The 17397-nt window shown below is 66.4% G+C and carries 18 protein-coding genes; 12 read left to right on the plus strand and 6 right to left on the minus strand.

The window, feature by feature from the left end; genetic code table 11:
* Positions 1-75 precede the first annotated feature (75 nt).
* A complete protein-coding gene (locus KPL74_09335; GenBank protein ID QWT22198.1) occupies positions 76-684 on the plus strand; it encodes a hypothetical protein in 609 nt (202 codons plus the stop codon).
* 3 nt (positions 685-687) lie between these two features.
* Here the strand turns inward: KPL74_09335 and KPL74_09340 are convergent, their stop codons facing one another.
* A complete protein-coding gene (locus tag KPL74_09340; GenBank protein QWT22199.1) occupies positions 688-1593 on the minus strand; it encodes an AraC family transcriptional regulator in 906 nt (301 codons plus the stop codon).
* A gap of 164 nt (positions 1594-1757) precedes the next feature.
* Between KPL74_09340 and KPL74_09345 the strand changes: the two genes are divergently transcribed.
* The 4 genes from KPL74_09345 to KPL74_09360 all read left to right on the plus strand — a co-directional run bounded on the left by KPL74_09345 (position 1758) and on the right by KPL74_09360 (position 3934).
* Entirely contained in the window at positions 1758-2531 is a 774-nt protein-coding gene (locus tag KPL74_09345) for an SDR family oxidoreductase (protein ID QWT22200.1), read from the plus strand.
* A 161-nt stretch (positions 2532-2692) separates the two neighbouring features.
* Positions 2693-3022 (plus strand): hypothetical protein, encoded by a 330-nt coding sequence (locus KPL74_09350; GenBank protein ID QWT22201.1) that lies wholly within the window; start codon positions 2693-2695, stop codon positions 3020-3022.
* A 24-nt stretch (positions 3023-3046) separates the two neighbouring features.
* Positions 3047-3409, plus strand: a complete 363-nt coding sequence (locus KPL74_09355; GenBank protein ID QWT22202.1) for a hypothetical protein — start codon at positions 3047-3049, stop codon at positions 3407-3409.
* Positions 3410-3529: 120 nt separating this feature from the next.
* Entirely contained in the window at positions 3530-3934 is a 405-nt protein-coding gene (locus KPL74_09360) for a hypothetical protein (protein QWT22203.1), read from the plus strand.
* Positions 3935-3944: 10 nt separating this feature from the next.
* On the opposite strand, the gene yjjJ is transcribed toward KPL74_09360, so the two are convergent.
* Positions 3945-5315, minus strand: coding sequence for a type II toxin-antitoxin system HipA family toxin YjjJ (gene yjjJ / locus KPL74_09365; protein ID QWT22204.1), 1371 nt, complete (start codon positions 5313-5315; stop codon positions 3945-3947).
* A gap of 275 nt (positions 5316-5590) precedes the next feature.
* On the opposite strand from yjjJ, the gene KPL74_09370 reads away from it, so the two are divergent.
* Positions 5591-8476 carry a beta-galactosidase gene (locus tag KPL74_09370; protein ID QWT22205.1) on the plus strand — a complete coding sequence of 962 codons (2886 nt, stop codon included), beginning with the start codon at positions 5591-5593 and terminating at the stop codon, positions 8474-8476.
* A gap of 23 nt (positions 8477-8499) precedes the next feature.
* On the opposite strand, the gene KPL74_09375 is transcribed toward KPL74_09370, so the two are convergent.
* Positions 8500-9537: an alpha/beta hydrolase gene (locus KPL74_09375; GenBank protein ID QWT22206.1), complete on the minus strand. Its 1038-nt coding sequence runs from the start codon at positions 9535-9537 to the stop codon at positions 8500-8502.
* Between the two features lie 134 nt (positions 9538-9671).
* Here KPL74_09375 and KPL74_09380 point away from each other — a divergent pair, with 134 nt between their 5' ends.
* From KPL74_09380 to KPL74_09390, 3 genes are all read left to right on the plus strand, one after another.
* Positions 9672-9854 carry a hypothetical protein gene (locus KPL74_09380; protein QWT22207.1) on the plus strand — a complete coding sequence of 61 codons (183 nt, stop codon included), beginning with the start codon at positions 9672-9674 and terminating at the stop codon, positions 9852-9854.
* Between the two features lie 90 nt (positions 9855-9944).
* Positions 9945-11066 carry a Fic family protein gene (locus KPL74_09385; protein QWT22208.1) on the plus strand — a complete coding sequence of 374 codons (1122 nt, stop codon included), beginning with the start codon at positions 9945-9947 and terminating at the stop codon, positions 11064-11066.
* 106 nt (positions 11067-11172) lie between these two features.
* Complete coding sequence (locus KPL74_09390) at positions 11173-11529, plus strand: hypothetical protein (GenBank protein ID QWT22209.1); 357 nt, start codon at positions 11173-11175, stop codon at positions 11527-11529.
* Between the two features lie 13 nt (positions 11530-11542).
* Here KPL74_09390 and KPL74_09395 read toward each other — a convergent pair whose 3' ends face one another.
* Positions 11543-13108, minus strand: a complete 1566-nt coding sequence (locus tag KPL74_09395; protein ID QWT22210.1) for a Na+/H+ antiporter — start codon at positions 13106-13108, stop codon at positions 11543-11545.
* 88 nt (positions 13109-13196) lie between these two features.
* Between KPL74_09395 and KPL74_09400 the strand changes: the two genes are divergently transcribed.
* On the plus strand, positions 13197-13667 hold the full coding sequence (locus KPL74_09400) for a heme-degrading domain-containing protein (GenBank protein QWT22211.1): 471 nt from the start codon (positions 13197-13199) through the stop codon (positions 13665-13667).
* Here the strand turns inward: KPL74_09400 and KPL74_09405 are convergent.
* Positions 13627-14382 carry a VOC family protein gene (locus KPL74_09405; protein ID QWT22212.1) on the minus strand — a complete coding sequence of 252 codons (756 nt, stop codon included), beginning with the start codon at positions 14380-14382 and terminating at the stop codon, positions 13627-13629. The genes KPL74_09400 and KPL74_09405 overlap by 41 nt on opposite strands.
* Positions 14383-14918: 536 nt before the next feature.
* Here KPL74_09405 and KPL74_09410 point away from each other — a divergent pair.
* Complete coding sequence (locus KPL74_09410) at positions 14919-15137, plus strand: hypothetical protein (GenBank protein ID QWT22213.1); 219 nt, start codon at positions 14919-14921, stop codon at positions 15135-15137.
* Between the two features lie 79 nt (positions 15138-15216).
* Entirely contained in the window at positions 15217-17199 is a 1983-nt protein-coding gene (locus KPL74_09415; protein ID QWT22214.1) for a CocE/NonD family hydrolase, read from the plus strand.
* On the opposite strand, the gene KPL74_09420 is transcribed toward KPL74_09415, so the two are convergent.
* Positions 17106-17393, minus strand: coding sequence for a hypothetical protein (locus tag KPL74_09420; GenBank protein QWT22215.1), 288 nt, complete (start codon positions 17391-17393; stop codon positions 17106-17108). The genes KPL74_09415 and KPL74_09420 overlap by 94 nt on opposite strands.
* Positions 17394-17397: the final 4 nt, after the last annotated feature.

The following is a 17397-nucleotide window of genomic DNA, read 5'->3' on the forward strand; positions in this document are numbered from 1 at the left end:
GATGCCGCGTGCGGCGGAGCATTCGCATCACCAGCACGCATTCGTGGCTGGCCATCGAAAGCCGTGGAGGCACCCATGAATCGCAAGACCGCTCGTTTCAGTGAGTTTGTTTTCAGTGCACAGGATGGTTTCGACGAGGTGGCGATGCGCGAGGCATTCGCGCACGCCGTACCGCTGAAAAGCATGGTGATCTACTGCCTTGACCCGCGCGTCACCGAGATCCCCAGCGCGGTCGCGGCATGGCTCGGCGACCAGGTGTATCCGGGCGAAGTGATCGTCAACGAGCACGGCAACCGCGTTGGCTCGACCACCACGATGGCGACCGTCTCGGTCGCCGCCGGCCGCGCGACCGACGCACTGCGTTCGGTGTCGGTGCTCGAATACCTGTTCGGCGTCGAGACCGTCGTGGTCGTGCACCACTCCAACTGCGGCGCCACGTCGTATTCCGCGAACGGCATGATCGATGCGTTCCGGCACGAACACGGCGCCGACATCGCCCAGGCCTACGACGGCGGCAGCGTCTGCATCGACGATTTCGAAGCCTCGCTGCGCTACGACACCGAGCTGCTGCGCAAGAGCCCGGGCGTGCCCAGGCACGCCGACATCCTCGGCCTGTTCTACAACACCGATACCGGCGAGCTGACCGAAGTGGTGCGCAACCCGGGTGTCGCCCAGGCAGCGTGACCGCTAGGCGCCTTCGTCCTCGAAGGACGCGCCGCGCAGGTTCGCCACGTCGCGCCGTGGTGGCGAGCCAAACATGCGAGCGTACTCGCGACTGAACTGCGATGCGCTTTCATAACCGACGCGATAGGCGGCCGTCTCCGCGTTCACCGCGCCCGCCACCAGCAAGTGGCGGGCTTCGAGCAAGCGCAGTTGCTTCTGGAACTGCAGTGGCGTCATCGAGGTCAGCGCCTTGAACTGGCGATGGAACGCCGACGGGCTGAGCTGCGCGATGGACGCCAGTTCGTCCACGCTCATGGCCTCGGCAAACCTGGCGCGCAACGCATGCACCGCGCCAAGCACCCGATGGGTCCGGCTATCGGCCAGCGCCACCTTGGCCACGTCGGCCGCGTGTGGGCCGGTCAGCAGCCAATAGGCGATCTCGCGCATGACCAGCGGCGCCACGAACGGAATCGCCTCGGGTGTATCGAGCAGCCGCAACAGGCGCAGGACGCAGTCCGCCAGCGGCCCGTCGTAGTCCGTGACGAACACGCCGCGCGCGACGCTCGGCGACGCCTTGACCGGATCGGGCAAGGTTTCCATCACCTCGCTCATCACGCGAGGGTCCAGGCCGATCACCACGCCAAGGAACGGCTCCTCGGGGCTGGCCGCCGCCACGCGGCTGAACGCGGGCATTTCCACGCTGACCACCAGCGCCTGCCCCGCCGCGTACTCATAGCGACGATTTCCGAACGTGCTCCACTTCGCCCCCTGCGCCACCACGCAAAGCGATGGCCGGAACAGCAGGGGCGACGGACGCCGCGGCAGGTCGGAGCGGAGGATGCCCACGCCTTCGATGGCTGTCATGTATGGGTTTCCGCCGGCGTGGGTCTCCGTATACCGGCGAACGAGCTCGACGAGGGGCTGGGACATGCGGTGCGCCTGCGACGGAAGGGCTGCCGGCATCGTAGCGGCCGGTTAGTCGATGGATGGGGTCGCCGGCAGGATCAGGCAAGAAGGCAGCGGCATCCGGCATTCGGCCCGGCAGGTGGCGCACCTACCTTTCCCTGTGCCTCCCTCACCGCCTGGAAACGATCATGACCGATACCACCCTCGCCCCCCGTCGCATCGCCGTCGTCACCGGCGGCAGCCGCGGCCTCGGACGCAACACCGTCGTCGAGCTGGCACGCCGCGGCGTGGACAGCGTCTTTACCTACCATTCGAACGAGACCGAAGCCCGCCACGTGGTCGAGCTCGTGGCCCAGGCAGGCGCTCGCGCGGTCGCACTTCCCCTCGATACCGGCCATACCGCCAGCTTCGACGCCTTCGTCGAGGCGCTGCGCCCGGCCCTCGCGCGTTGGGGCGCCGAACGCTTCGATTACCTCGTGAACAACGCCGGCACCTCGCACCACACGGCCATCGCCGAGACCACCGAGGAACAGGTCGACGCGCTCTACAACGTGCATTTCAAAGGCGTGTTCTTCCTCACCCAGAAGCTGCTGCCGCTGCTCAACGATGGCGGCCGGATCGTAAACGTTTCCAGCGGGCTCACCCGCTTCGCCATGCCGGGCAGCGCGCCGTATGCCGCCATGAAGGGCGCCATCGAAGTGCTCACCCGCTATTTCGCCAAGGAGTTCGGCCCACGCGGCATCACTGCGAACTGCGTCGCCCCCGGCGCGGTCGCCACCGATTTCAGCGGCGGCATGGTCCGCGACAACCCCGAGGTCAACCGACGCGTCGCCGAATTCACGGCCCTCGGCCGCGCCGGCGTGCCCGACGACATCGGCCCGATGATCGCCGCGCTCCTGTCCGAAGAAAACCGCTGGGTCAACGGCCAGCGCATCGAAGTCTCCGGCGGCATGCTCCTGTAGGAGCGCGCCCGCGCGCGACCCAACCCACCCGAAAGACAACAAAAGAGAACCCCCAAAAACACCCCCCGAAATAGTTCACCCGGCCACCCCGGAAAACTGCATACTGCGCCATGACCACGCCTACCATCCTTGTCGTCGACCCGCATCGGGAGCTAGCCGACATGACTGGCGAGGTCCTGGCGTCGCGGGGGTATTCGGTCCTCGTCGCCGAGCGCTTCGAGGCCGCGATGGCCTTGCTGGGCGGGACGCCGGCGGTCAAGGTCGCGGTCTGCCACGCCACCCTGCCGGAAGCCGGCGGTGAACACGCCTCCATGTTGAGCGAGCTGAACGAACGCCCGGAAATCGCCCTGGTGGTGATTTCCTCGCGGCCGTTCGAAGACGTGCCAGGCATCCCGGCCCACGCCATCCAGCTGCAGAAGCCGTTCGGCGCCAACGAACTGCTCGATGCGGTGAACCGTGCCATGCAGGCGGGCCACGCAAGCGTACGCTAAGCTTGGTCCATGTCCGGCAACTCCATGAAACCAGGCGATACCCAGCGGCCGGCCGTGGTCGGCTTCGACGTGCCGCGGCTGACGCCCGACGTCGACCCGTTGAAGGATCCGCCGCTGATCGCGCTGCTCAGTTGCGCGCCAACCGCGCAGTGGGTCGACGTCTTCCAGCGCGAAGTCGCCCTGCTCAAGGGCCCGATGAACATCGCCGACATCCGCATTGCCGACCAGCGCATCGAGTTCTTTGGCTCGATCAGCGATGCACGCGGACTCAGCGAAGCCGTGCGCGCCCTGGTGGGTCGCATTTCCGACCAGGCGAGCGACGAGCGCGCCAAACCATCGGGCTATGCGGCGTCGCGCACGCCCACCTCGTTCGACCGTAACCGCTAGCAACCCGTCGCCTCGACCGCAGCCCCCTGGCACGAGGGTTGCGAGCCGGCGGACCATGGGCCTTCCCTTATCGCGCAAGCGGCCTAGAATCGAACTCCCGGCTCGCCTTCGGAGTACGCCATGGCCACCCTTGCCCGTTGTCTCGCTGCCCTGGCCATCGCCGTGACCGCCCTGCCGGCATGGGCCCACAAGGACGACCCCGCCGCCGCCCTCGCAAAGATCACGGCCGGTCGCGTCGCCGGGAAACCGCAGCACTGCATCGACCTGCCGCAGGTCACCAACACCCAGGTCATCGACAAGACCACGATCGCCTACCGCATCGGCAGCACCTATTACATCAACACGCTGCGCTCCGGTGCCGAAGCGCTCAACGACGACGCACTGATGGTGACCAAGACCTTCGGCGCGCAACTTTGCGAGCTGGATTCGGTGCAACTGGTCGACCGATTCGCCGGCGGCCTGCGCGGCTTCGTCGTGCTGGGCGAGTTCGTGCCGTACCGCGTGGCGCCCGCACAGGGCCACTGATGCCGGCGGCTCAGCTCCTCGCGAATCGCTGCCGTGCACGCGCGACCGTTTCACCGTTGGCCGCGGCGATGGCGCGGAAGTCGTCGCTGACATCGTCGGCTGCCGCCACCCGCTGCCAGTAATCCTCGGCCCACGCCGCAGCGCGTTCCCAGTACGCATAGTCCGCAGGCACCGGCGTCGCCGGCACGAACTCCCGCGGGACGATCGCGCCGCTCGCACCCGGCCGATACAGCATCGGCAGCATGTCGTAGCCAGGCGCAACGGCGAGCGGCAGTGCGTCATCGAGGAAGAAGCCAAGGTTGCCGAAGTGCATGTCGGTATTGCCGATCATCCGGCCGAACCACCAGCGCTGGCGGACCTCCGCCTCGGTGGCTGCGTCGACCCAGCCCGACTGGTGCATGCGCAGCGTGGCACTGGCCCAGTCGTCCCGCTCGCCGTCGTGGGCATCGCTCCACGCCGCAAGCGTGACGAAGCCGCGCCGCCCGTGCGTGCCGATCCGATCGAAGCGCGTCACTTCCAGGCACATGCGTCCACCGGACCAGACCAGCGCCGTTTCCGCGCTCGCGTGGCCATGCTCGCGCAACACCTGGCCAGCGAGACGCTCGCCGATCAGCAGGTCGGCCCAGCGACGGCCGGCAGGCGTCGAGACGGGCTCGCTGAACTTCACGATGACGTGGCGGACACTGCCGTCGGCGTCTTCGATGCGCGTCGTGAACTTGGGTTGTTCGCCCGCTGCGGACGATCCCACGGGCTCGCCAGCAAGGGCCGCTTCCGCCAGGCCCGCATAGGCCTCGCTGCGGCGGGACGCGGGCATCGCCCGGGGCGGATCGCGCAGGGCACGGGCCAGGGCATCGTTTCCCAGGACGAAATCGCCCGGGCCATCGTCGCCCCGCAAGAGCATGGCGGCCAGCACGGCATCGTCGTTCCAGCGCAGGATGTCGACGGGCAAGCCGAGTTCGTGGGCCCAGGCTTGCGCGAACTGCCGTCCAAGGAAGCCCTGCGGCCGCTGGTCGTCCACGAACCAGGGAATGCCGGGAAACAGGCCGTCCACGAATTCGTCCCGCATCCAGCCTGGCCGTACCCCGGCGGCCACGAAACTCCCGCCGCCGTGCAAAGCCGTGAATTCACCGAAGGCCTGGGGACGCCCCGCCGCATCGATGCGGAACAGCGGCCAATGCGTGCCGAGGCCGCGTACGTCGCGGACGACGGCATACCGCGTACGGCGGCCGCGCCCGATACGCACGATGCGATCACCCGCCTCGCCCACGGCACGCGATACCGTGGGCTGGCTGACAGCCATGGCATCGGCCAGCGCCGCAGCCTCCGAAGGGCCGAGGCGACGCAACTGGCTAACGAGGGCCGTAGCACGTTCCGAAGTCATTAGTGAATAGATACGTGAATAGATTTATTTTGTCAATATCCAGTAAAAGCAATATGTTATAGATTCGACTTATAGAATGGTGAATAGATAAATGCATACATCCGGGCGATTGGCTCATGCCGCCGGACAACCCACGGCGCGCGTACGTGGGCGCTGCCACGGCATAACGGTCATATTTGCATAAATCCCCAGATTGCCTCACGCTCCGACACCTGTCCGGGGCTTGGCGTGGGGTGGCTATGGGGATTGGGAAGCAGGAGCTGCGCGTTCGCCGCGTGCGTGGGATCGCTGGTCTCGTCGCCTGCGTACTGGCGAGCGCCACGGCGAACGCCGTTGCCGCACCCACCGCGCCCGTCAACGCGCCCTCGCCCGCGCACAGCATCACCTTCGACCGCCACTCGATGATCATCGATGGCAAGCCCATCTACCTGTGGTCGGGCTCGTTCCACTACTGGCGCCTGCCCTCCCCCGGCATGTGGCGCGACGTCCTGCAGAAGATGAAGTCCGCCGGCTTCAACGCCGTGGAAATCTATTTCGACTGGGGCTACCACTCGCCGCGCCCGGGCGTGTACGACTTCAAGGGCATCCGCGACGTCGACCGCCTGCTCGACATGGCGAACGAGGCCGGCATTTACGTCATCGCAAGGCCCGGCCCTTACATCAATGCGGAAACCGATGCCGGTGGTTTCCCCGGCTGGCTGGTAGCCACAGGCGACAAGCCGCGTTCGACCGCGCCGGGTTACACCGCCGCCTATCGCGAGTGGCTTACGGCGATCGACCGCATCCTCGCCCGGCACCAGCTGACCGACGGTCGCGGCAGCGTGTTGCTTTACCAGGTCGAGAACGAGTTCTACAACGACTCACCGGACGGCCGCCGGTACATGCAGGACATCGAGGACAAGGCTCGCGCCGACGGCATCACCGTACCGCTCGTGGGTAACCACAACGAGAACTTCTTCGACGGTGTCGGCGCCACCGACATCCCCGGCTTCGACTCCTATCCCATGGACTTCGACTGCACCCGGCCCGAGCGCTGGAATGCCGTCTACGATTTCAGCGCCGAACGCCAGGGCCTCACCCGCTGGCCGCTGTTCTTCCCCGAATACCAGGGCGGCGCCTTCGATGTGTGGGGCGGCCCCGGGTACGAAGCCTGCCGCAAGCTCACCGGGCCTGAATTCGAGCGCGTGTTCTACGAAGCGACCATGGCGTCGGGCTCGACGATGCAGAACTTCTACATGACCTACGGCGGCACCAACTGGGGCTGGCTGTCGTCACCGGGCGTGTATACCTCCTACGATTACGGTGCGGCGATCACGGCAAGCCGCCAGCTCACGGCCAAGTACGACCAGCAAAAGCTGATCGGCTACCTGACCCAGGCCGTCGCGCCGCTCGCCCGCACCGACGCCATGCAGACCGCTGTCCCGGACAACCCGCGCCTGCGCCTGGTCGGCCGCCGGAATCCGGACGACGGCACCCTCGTCTACATCCTCCGCCACGCGGACGCATCCGACACGACCGACGACGCCACGCACCTGGTCATCGCGCAAGGCACGCACGGCACGCTGCGCATACCGCAGGCACCGGGCACGGCCATCCATATCGACGGCCGCGACTCGAAGGTGTTCCTCGCTAACTACGCTTTCGGGCAACAGCACCTGGCGTACGCCACCTCGGAGCTGATGACCCAGGCCACGCTCGGTGATCGCGACGTGGCCGTTTTCTATGGACGCCACGGCGAAGACGGCGAGACGGTGCTGCGTTACGCCGCGGAACCCGCCGTGCATGTCCTCGACGGTGCCGTCGCCACGACATGGGACGCCGCCACGCACACGCTGCGGCTCAACTACCGGCACGACGGACTCGCCCGCGTGGCCATCCAACAGGGCAATGCATCGCTCCTGCTGCTGATCGGCGACAACGCGGCGGCCACGCGCTTCTGGAAACTCGATACCGGCCACGGCGCCGTGCTGGTGCGCGGGCCGTACCTTGCCCGCACGGCAAAAGTAGACGGCGATGCTCTCGCCCTCACCGGCGACAGCGAACGCGCGGGCGACATCGAAGTATTCGCACCGGCCGCCGTCAAGGGGGTGACCTGGAATGGGGCGGCGCTGGCAACCACGTCCACCGCATCGCAAAGCCTCACCGGCCACCTCGACGGTCCGGTCGCCGTGACCTTGCCCGTGCTTGCGCACTGGCGCGTGGCCGACGGCGCACCGGAAATCGCCCAGGGCTTCGATGACCGCGCATGGCAGGCGACCACGCGAGCGAGCACGCCGAACCCTTACTGGGACCACGCGCTTCCGATCCTGGATGCCGACGACTACGGCTTCCACCACGGCAACGTGTGGTATCGCGGGCACTTCACCGCCACGGGCAAGGAAACGGCGATCCGCCTGTCCGCCAACACCGGTGTGCACCTTGGCAACCACGGCATCTACACCGCGTGGCTCAACGGCCATTTCCTCGGCAACAACCCCAGCGGTGCGCAGCAGTTCCCGATCGATCCCTCGTGGCTGGAGAAAGGCGCGGATAACGTCGTGTCCGTGCTGGTCGACAACACCGGCCACCTGCAGGAAGAAAAGAACGGGGCGTTCCGCGAGCCGCGTGGCCTTATCAACGCCAGCTTCGCCGGCGAGGCGACGTCGATCCGGTGGCGCATCCAGGGCAACCTCGGTGGCGAGAACCTGCCCGACGAGGTACGCGGTCCGTTCAACGCGGGCGGCCTGTATGGCGAGCGCAAGGGCTGGCACCTGCCCGGCTTCGACGATCGCCGGTGGGCCCATGCAACGCTTCCCGCCAGCACCGGCGAGCCCGGCGTGGCGTGGTATCGCACGACCTTCGCGCTCGATCTTCCGCGCGACCAGGACGTGCCCATCGCCCTGCGCATCCACGACGACGCGCCGCATCGTTATCGCGCGGTGATCTTCGTCAACGGCTGGCAGGTCGGTCGCTACATCAGCGACGTCGGCCCGCAGACAGACTTCGAGATCCCGGCGAACCTGCTCAACCCGAAAGGCGAAAACACGATCGCCATCGCCGCCTGGAGCACCGCCCATGACGGCGGCCTCGGCAAGGTCAGCCTCGTGATGCAAGGCAACTACCGCACGGCGCTAGCGCCGGAAACGGTCGCCGCACCCGATTACAAGGACCTGCACAAGTAACGGGTGCGCCACCCACCCATGGCTCACTTCACCTCGCGCAGCCCTTTCAACAGGGCGGCGTGGAAGGCTTCTGGGTCCTGCATTTGCGGCGCGTGGCCGGCGTCCGGGAATCGCACCAGGGTCGCGTGCGGCATCGCCGCGACCGCCGCCTTCGCCAGTGCCGGGTACTGCCCAAGCGTCGGACGAATATCCGCCGGAGCGAAGTCCTTGCCGATGGCCGTCGTGTCCTTGTCGCCGATGATCAGTAGCGTGGGCACGCTCAACCGCGGCAACTCGTAGACCACCGGCTGGGTCAGGATCATGTCGTAGAGCAACGCCGAGTTCCACGCGACGAGTTCACGTTGCGGACCGCGATAAAGGCCGGCCAGCATCTGCACCGACGGCTCGTAGGCGTCGCGCCACTGCCCGGCAAAATACGTGGCTTTCTCGTAGGCGCGGATGCTGTCGGCAGTCGTCTTCAGTTCGCGCTGGTACCACTGGTCCACCGACACCGGCGGCACGCCTTTGGCACGCCAGTCTTCCAGCCCGATCGGATCGACCAGGACCAGCTGTTGCACCTGGTCCGGATAGCTCAACGCGTAACGGATGCCGAGCATCCCGCCGGTGGAATGACCCATCATGGTCGCCCTGGCGATATGCAGCGAGGCAAGCAGGTCGTTCGTATTCCGCGCCAGTTGCTGGAAGCTGTACTGATAGGCCGCCGGCTTGCTCGACTTGCAGAACCCGATCTGGTCGACCGCGATCACCCGATACCCTGCCTTCGACAACACGGCGATCGTCGGGCCCCAGGTCGCCGAACAGTAGTTCTTGCCGTGCATCAACACCACGGTGCGGCCGTTGGCGGTCGCAGCATCCGCGGCGACGTCCATGTACGCCATCTGCAGCTCCTGCCGCTGCGACTGGAAACGGAAATGGGCAACGGGATACGGGTAGTCGAAGCCTTCGAGCTCACCGCCGTAGGCGGGGCCGTCGGTCGTGGCCGCCTGGGCATGGGCCAGCGCAGCGGCCGTGAGCGATGCGGCGACGGCGAGCACGCGAATGGCGCTGCTGATCCTGTTCATGCGGACGTATTTCCTTGGAAATCCCATCGCCGATTATGCCGGTCACGCATGTGCCACGCCTTGTGACGTCAGCGCGACCCGCCGTTCACGGCCGCGGGCCAACATTGGCCACTCACAGCCGAGGGAGGCCCACCATGAACCACGATCGCCACGACGTTAACCACCCCGACCACGGCAAGCCCGGCAAGCCGGAAACCGCGTCCGACAAAAAGGACCGCAAGGACCACGAGAGCGAAAACCAGGACCAGGCCCTGGAAGAAACCTTCCCGGCCAGCGACCCGGTGTCGCCGTTCGTTCCGGCAAAGGCGCCCGAGTAAGGCAGGTCGGCCTACGCCCCCTTACCCTATTCGCCGCATATTTTGCGGCGAATAATTGACCATGCGGTGAATAGAGGGCATATTCACCGCATGAGAAGCGGCGAATACACCTATATCTGGGAATCTGCCGCGTGGCCGGTCTGGCGATACGACCTTGCCAGGCTCGCTGCCCCGCTCTCCGACGTGAGTCGAGCGCAGGGATTATTACTCGGTCGGCTGGCCGATGTCGGCGTAACCCTGCGCAGCGAAGCCAGCCTGTCAGCCCTCACCGAGGATGTGGTGAAAACCAGCGCCATCGAAGGCGAACGCCTCGATGTCGAGACCGTACGCTCGTCCATTGCCCGCCGCCTGGGCGTCGACGTCGGCGCCCTGGCGCCAGTGGATCGCCATGTGGAGGGCGTCGTCGACATGGTCATGGACGCGACCCTCCGTGCCGATGAACCGCTAACGGCCGATCGTCTGAAGCGCTGGCATGCCGTGTTGTTTCCCACGGGTTTCAGCCATCTCAGCCGGGTGAAGGTGGGTGCCTGGCGCGACGACGCCACGGGTCCGATGCAAGTGGTGTCCGGCCCCATCCACCGGAACACCGTCCACTTCGAGGCGCCGCCCGCGGCAACGCTCGAAGATGAGATGGCGCGCTTCCTCGACTGGGCAAATGCGAACACGGGCGAGCCGATGCTTGTGAAAGCCGCGCTGGCGCATCTGTGGTTCGTCACCCTGCATCCTTTCGACGACGGCAATGGCCGGATCGCCCGCGCCGTAGGTGACCTGTTCCTTGCCCGCGCGGACGGCAGCCCGCAGCGTTTTTACAGTCTTTCCGCGGAAATCCAGCGGCGGCGATCCGCCTATTACGATGTCCTCGAACGCACGCAGAAAGGCTCGCTCGACGTCGACGAATGGCTGACGTGGTTCCTCGCGACGCTGCGCGATGCGATCGCTGCTGCGCAGGATTCCCTGGATAGCGTGATGGCCAAGGCACGCTTCTGGCGGCGCTGGGCCGATGCGCCCATGAACCCGCGCCAGGTGAAGCTGATCAACCGCCTGCTCGACGGCTTCGAAGGCAAGATGACCACCGGCAAATGGTCGAACATCGCCCGCTCGTCGACGGACACCGCGCTGCGCGATATCAACGACCTGATCGAACGCGGAATGCTTCGTCGCGCCGAAGGCGGCGGCCGGAGCACGGGGTATGAGCTCGCCCCGGTGGACTGACCCGGCCTCGATTCGTCGACCCGCGCACAGTTGCCGCGCCCCGGCACAAAGTCCGATAGACCGCCCGGATGCGCCCGCGTATGCTCGCCGCCACTAGGGGGGAGCCATGGACGAGAAGACCAAGAGCGTGCTGCACGTGCGGCCGCCTCATTTCACCTCAGGGGTCGCCACCGGCATCGCCGTGACCGGGCCCACCGACGACGGCTTCGTGCACCTGCACTTCTTCCGGGAAATGCAACGGATCACGCACGACGACGTGCCCACGCGTACCCATGGCCCCAACGAAATGGAATTCGCCTGGAGCCATGCCACGCCCCAGGTCCATCCCCAGCGCGAGGAGCTCGCCGTGATCTCCGTGCCCATGGAGCGCGTGCAGTTGATGGCCCAGGCCCTGGGCCGCGCCGCCCAGTTCGTCGAGTCGATCAACGGTGCAGCGGCGCGCGGACCGAACAAGGTCGCCTAGCGGCGCGCGAGCGTCACTCGTCCGCGCCCTGCCGATCGTTCTCTGCGGAAATCTGCTGCAGGTCGAGGTCACGCTCGAGGTAGTGCAGCAGTTCGTCGTGGATGTGCCCGGAGCGATGCAGGCGCAGCAGTTCCGTGCGCCCCGCGGCGATCGCCGCCAGCACCACGTCGTAGTGCGATTCACGGCCGCCCGCCAGTGAGCTTGGTTCTTCGAGTACCCGCTTGGCGATGCTCACCCGATAGCTGTACTGCTCGAGCAGGCGCGGATGCAACAGATTGCCCGCCGTATCGTACGCACGCGCCTTGACCGCCTCCATCTGCGCCGTATCGATGCGCAGGTAGGCTTCCATCTCGTTGAGGTGATTGCCTTCGTTGTGGATGTCGCGGTCCAGGCCCAGCCAGCGAATCACCGGACCCATGGTGCCGCCCTGCACGACGACGGTGACCAGGATCACGGCAAACGCAGCGGCAAGGGTCAGGTCGCGGCCCGGCATGTTGTCCGGAAGCGACAGCGCGATGGCCAGGGTCACCACACCGCGCATGCCCGCCCAGCCCAGCAGGAAGGTCGACTTCGGCGACGGCGGCGATGGCTTGCGCCCAAACGCCCGCAACACCGGGATGCGCAGGTAGTCCGTGGCATAGACCCAAACGAAGCGCGACAGGATGACCGCGCCCAGCACCGCGAGGATCGGCACGCCAAGCGCATCGATCGTGTTGCCGATGCCACCCAGGCGTTCGATCACGCCGCGCAGCGAGAAGCCGATGAGGATGAACACGAGGGCTTCGAGCAGGAAGATCATCACCGCCCAGAACGAGGTGCCGCGCACGCGGACATTGGCGGAAAACACTTCGTGCTGGAACCAGCCAAAGATGATGCCGGTCGTCACCACGGCCATCACACCGGAGACGTGCACCGCTTCGCCGCCGATGTAGGCCGCCCACGGCGCGAGGCACGACGCGGTGATCGCCAGGAAGATATCGTCGATACGGCGCAGGGCCAGCACGATCAAGGCGCCCACGACCAGGCCCACCGCGATGCCGCCAAGCGCCAGCCCGGCGAAACTCATCAAGGCACCGTGCGCGCTGAAAGCACCGGTCAACGCAGCGGCCACTGCGAAGCGGAACAGCACCAGGCCGGTCGCATCGTTGAGCAGGCTCTCGCCCTCCAGCAACACCATCAACCGGCGCGGCAGACGCACCTTGCCCAGCACCGCCTTCGCCGCCACGGCGTCCGGCGGCGACACCACCGCACCCAGCGCAAAGCACGCCGCCCACGGCAACGACGGCAGGATCCAGTGCACGGTTGCGCCCACGGCGAGCGTGGTGAATACCACCGCACCCACCGCGAGCCAGAGGATGCCGCCAAGGTAACGGCGGAAATCCGACCACACCGTGTAGAAGGCCCCGTCCATCAGCAGCGGGGGCAGGAACACGATCAGCACCAGCTCCGGATCGAAGGTCACCGCCGGCATACCCGGGATGAACGCGATACCCGCACCGCCGGCAAGCAAGGCCGCGGCGGTCGGGAGGCGAAGTTTTCGTGCGATCAGCTCGAGCGCCAGGATGGCGACGAGCAACATGAGGATGAATTCGAAAGTCGCAGTCGAGGACATAAACATACAAGTCGGCTGGGCGATGGCAACCAGCATACCGTCTTACAATCGGCACATGACCGAACCGACCCTCGAATCCCTCGCCGCCGAAGAACTCGCCCTGCAATTCGACGTGTTCACGCTCGAAACCGCCTGGGCCCTCGGCGAAGCCCTGCGCCGCGCGGCACTGGAACGCGGCGCAGCCGTGGCCATCGACATCAGCCTGCGCGACCGCCCCCTCTTCCACACCGCCCTGCCCGGCACCGACATCTCCCACGCAAGCTGGATCCGCCGCAAACGCAACACCGTTCTCGCCCTCGGCACCAGCACGCTCGCCGTCGGCATGAAACTCAGCAAAGCCGGCCAGACCCTCGAAGCCCGCTACGGCCTCGCCCCCGCCGACCACGCCTCCGACGGCGGCGGCTACCCCCTACGCCTGCGCGGCCTAGGCGTCATCGGCGCGATCACCGTCTCCGGCATGCCATCCATCGAAGACCACCGCCTCGTCACGACCGCCCTGGAAACCCACCTACATCACCCCGTGTAGGAGCGCGCCCGCGCGCGACCCCAGAAACCACCCACCCCTCCACCCCACCCAACGTCTCCCCCGCAACCACGCCCGACATCGCCACCCGTACACCCCTGGCCCACGGCAAGCGCCTCGACTCCGGAAACCACGGCCGCTCCCGGTCCACGACGATCAACAGCCCCTCGTCCCCGCCCATCGCGGCAAACGTATCCGACACCGCACCGAACGGCGCGATGCCATGCCGGACGACAAGGTCGCGAACCAGCCCAGGCACATCGTCGGTCGGCAAACCGACCTCGCTCACGCAAGCGATCTCGCTGCCATGGAAATCACCCCACCCACGTACCGGTGCAACCAGCGAACGCCGCGCGATCAGCTCCAGCACCGCACCGTGCGGCCCGGCGAAATACAACGACTGCGAATCCCAGGGCGCATCCAGGTGGAACCGCTCCTCCCCAAGCGGATCACGCAACACCAACGCCCGCGAAGCAATCCACTCACACGCCCTGTCGAAGCGATCGTGAGGCACGTTGAAAGCCAGGTGCACCGCACCCACGCCCAACGCCGAAGCAGGTTCGACCACGATATCCGTCCAACCCGCATGGACCACACGGCCCGACACCTCCAGCTGCAACACCTCACGGAAAAACGCGACACACGCCTCGACATCCGTCGACGGCAAAACGATTCGGGAAAGACGCACGCAAAGCTCCAGCAAGGGCGGCGCAGGCATTGAACAACCTCAACCACGATTGAGGTCAAGCAGCACGATTTCCCCAATGCGCAGGCGTGATTCAAGGCTGCGGCCACGCCCCGCGGCTTCCGAAGGTTGCGCCACGCCGCCATGATTTCCGTTCGCGCGCAGGCGCGCTCCTACACGAGCCGGCGGTGCGTGGGGAATGCCGTGCCACGGCTGTCCCACCCAGCTTGCCCCAGTGATGAAGAGAGCCCTCGGTGCCTACCCTCGAGGCGAGTTCCGCACAAGCGAGCGGCCGAAGGCCGATTAAGTACACGGGCCGCGGCTGCGGCCACCCTTGTCGAGCGCGGAGGACCTGTCTGAGCAGCGAGGGTAGGCACCGAGGGCTGTCCTGCGACCGAGCCCGAGCGCCGCGCGGACGACCATCGCGCGCAGGCGCGCTCCTACAAGGCGGCGGTTCGCTCGGTACAGCCCGGGGGTTCGGCCGATACAGGGCGGCGGTTCGAGGTTCGGCCGGAGGCCGTTGGACATGGCCGCTGAAGGCGGCACCCGCTTGCGGTAGGCTTAGGGCCATGGCAAACCGCGACCAGCTCCAGACGATGCTCGCCCGCCTCGACACCGAGGTGGCCACCGGCCTGCGCGACAACCGCGACCCCGACGCCTTCTGGCCCACCTTCGCCGAACAATCCGACAGCGTCCTCCAGGCCGCCGGACCCGACGACTTCGACTGGGTCAGCGCCGAAATCTCCGCCATCCTCACCCGCCACGGCATCTCCATCCCCGAAGCCTGACCCTGCCACAAGTCACGATTTACCCGCCATGGCGGGTTTGCCAGACTCAGGCGATCGTCCCGAGCCAAAGGCCAAGCCCATGCGCCACACGCGTCCTGCCCACCACACCGCAAGGACCGCGCTGTCGGTCGCCCTCGGCGCCACCGCCCTCGCCCTGCTCGCCGGGCCCGTCGCCGCCCAGGCCGTGCTCACCCCCGAACAGAAACAGACGATCGCCAAGCGCAACGACATCGAGCAGAAACTCCAGGACATCGCCGTCGTGGACCGCAAGGTCATGGTCCGGATGCGCGACGGCAAACGCATGGTTGCCGACGTCTACCGTCCGAAGAACGCCACCGGCAAGGTCCCGACGATCTTCGTCCGCACCCCGTACAACTTCAATTTCTGGGACGTGAAGCTCGGCGCGCCGCGCGACATGACCCGCCAGCTCGAAGCGGTGAAACGCGGCTACGCGTACATCGACATGAACGAGCGCGGCCACTACTTCTCCGAAGGCAACTACGACATCCTCGGCGCGCCGCTCTCCGACGGCGTGGACGAAGTGAAGTGGATCACCTCGCAGCCGTGGTCGAACGGCAAGGTCGGCACCACCGGCTGCTCGTCCACCGCCGAATGGCAGATGGCCGTGGTCGCCCAGGACACGCCGGGGCTGGCCACGTTCAACGTGCAGGGCTTCGGCGCCGGCGTCGGCCGCGTAGGGCCTTACTACGAGCAGGGCAACTGGTACCGCGGTGGCGCCGTGCAGATGCTCTTCATCGACTGGCTCTACAAGGAACAGAACCAAGTGCGGCCGATGTTCCCGGCCAACACCTCGCAGGCCGACCTGATCCGCGCGTCGAAGATGTTCGACCTCGATTCGCAGCCGCCCGAGGCCGACTGGGACAAGGTGTTCTGGACCCTCCCCGAGAAAGACATCATGAAGGCGGCCGGTGGCCCGAATGGCATCTTCGCCGACGCCGAGGACGTGCCGACCGGCGGCAACATGGTCGCCCGCACGCCGAACAGCGCCGCCTGGTACAAGGGCGGCCTGTGGCACGACAACATGAAGGTCAACAAGCCGGGCCTGTGGTTCATGAGCTGGTTCGACGTCTCGGTGTCGCCCAACCTCGCCGCATACAACCACGTGCGCGCCACGGCGTCGAAGGACGTGGCCGACCAGCAGTACGCCGTCATCGCACCGGTCCTGCATTGCGCATACACCCGCGCCACCGAGCACACCATGATCGGCGACCTCGACGTGGGCGATGCACGCTTCGACTACGACAGCCTGGTCTACGGCTGGTTCGACAAATGGTTGAAGGGTGTCGACAGCCCGGTCGTCGATAAGCAGGCCAAGGTCATGTACTACGTGATGGGCGAGAACAAGTGGCACAACACGCAGACCTGGCCGCCGGTAGGCGCTGTGACGCGCGACCTCTACTTCACCAGCGGCGGCAAGGCCAACACGCTTTACGGTGACGGCAAGCTGGTGGCGGAGGCTGGCGGCACGGACCAGCCCGACCGCTTCATCTACGACCCGATGAACCCGGTCACCACGTTTGGTGGTGGTGGCTGCTGCCAGGGTTCCGCGGTGAAGTTCGGCTCGTTCGACCAGAACACCCAGCTGGCCCGCAACGACATCCTCGTGTACGACTCCGAACCGTTCAAGGAAGGTACCGAAGTCAGCGGCCCGATCACGGTGACGCTGTACGTGTCGTCGGATGCGAAGGACACCGACTTCACCTTCAAGGTGATGGACGTCTATCCGGATGGCCGCGCGTTCAACCTCACCGAGAACATCCAGCGCATGCGCTATCGCGAGGGATACGACAAGCCGCCGGTGTGGATGAAGGACGGCGAGGTATACAAGGTGACCTTCCAGCCGATCGACACCAGCAACTTCTTCTTCCCGGGGCACAAGCTGCGCGTGGCGGTTTCCAGCAGCAACTTCCCGCGCTTCGACCGCAACCTCAATACCGGCGGCAACAATTACGACGAAGCCAAAGGCGTCGTCGCGCACAACGCCGTGCACCACGATGCGGGGCATCCGTCGAAGATCACCTTCACGGTGGTCCCGCGCTGACGGTAGCGGGCCTGTAGCCAGCAACGTGCGTCGCCGCGGTCGGGGCGGCGCACGTTGTGCAGGATGATATCCGTGCTGCTACCCGAGGCCATGACGGCCTCCGGCTGCGACATGACCACGACGTGGCGGTCGTTCCCGCCGGTGAAGTCGACCAGGTTCATGAAGCAATAAACGATCGCGATGACGAACCACATGTCG

Source organism: Bacillus sp. NP157 (genome assembly GCA_018889975.1).
Classification (GTDB): Bacteria; Pseudomonadota; Gammaproteobacteria; order Xanthomonadales; family Rhodanobacteraceae; genus Luteibacter.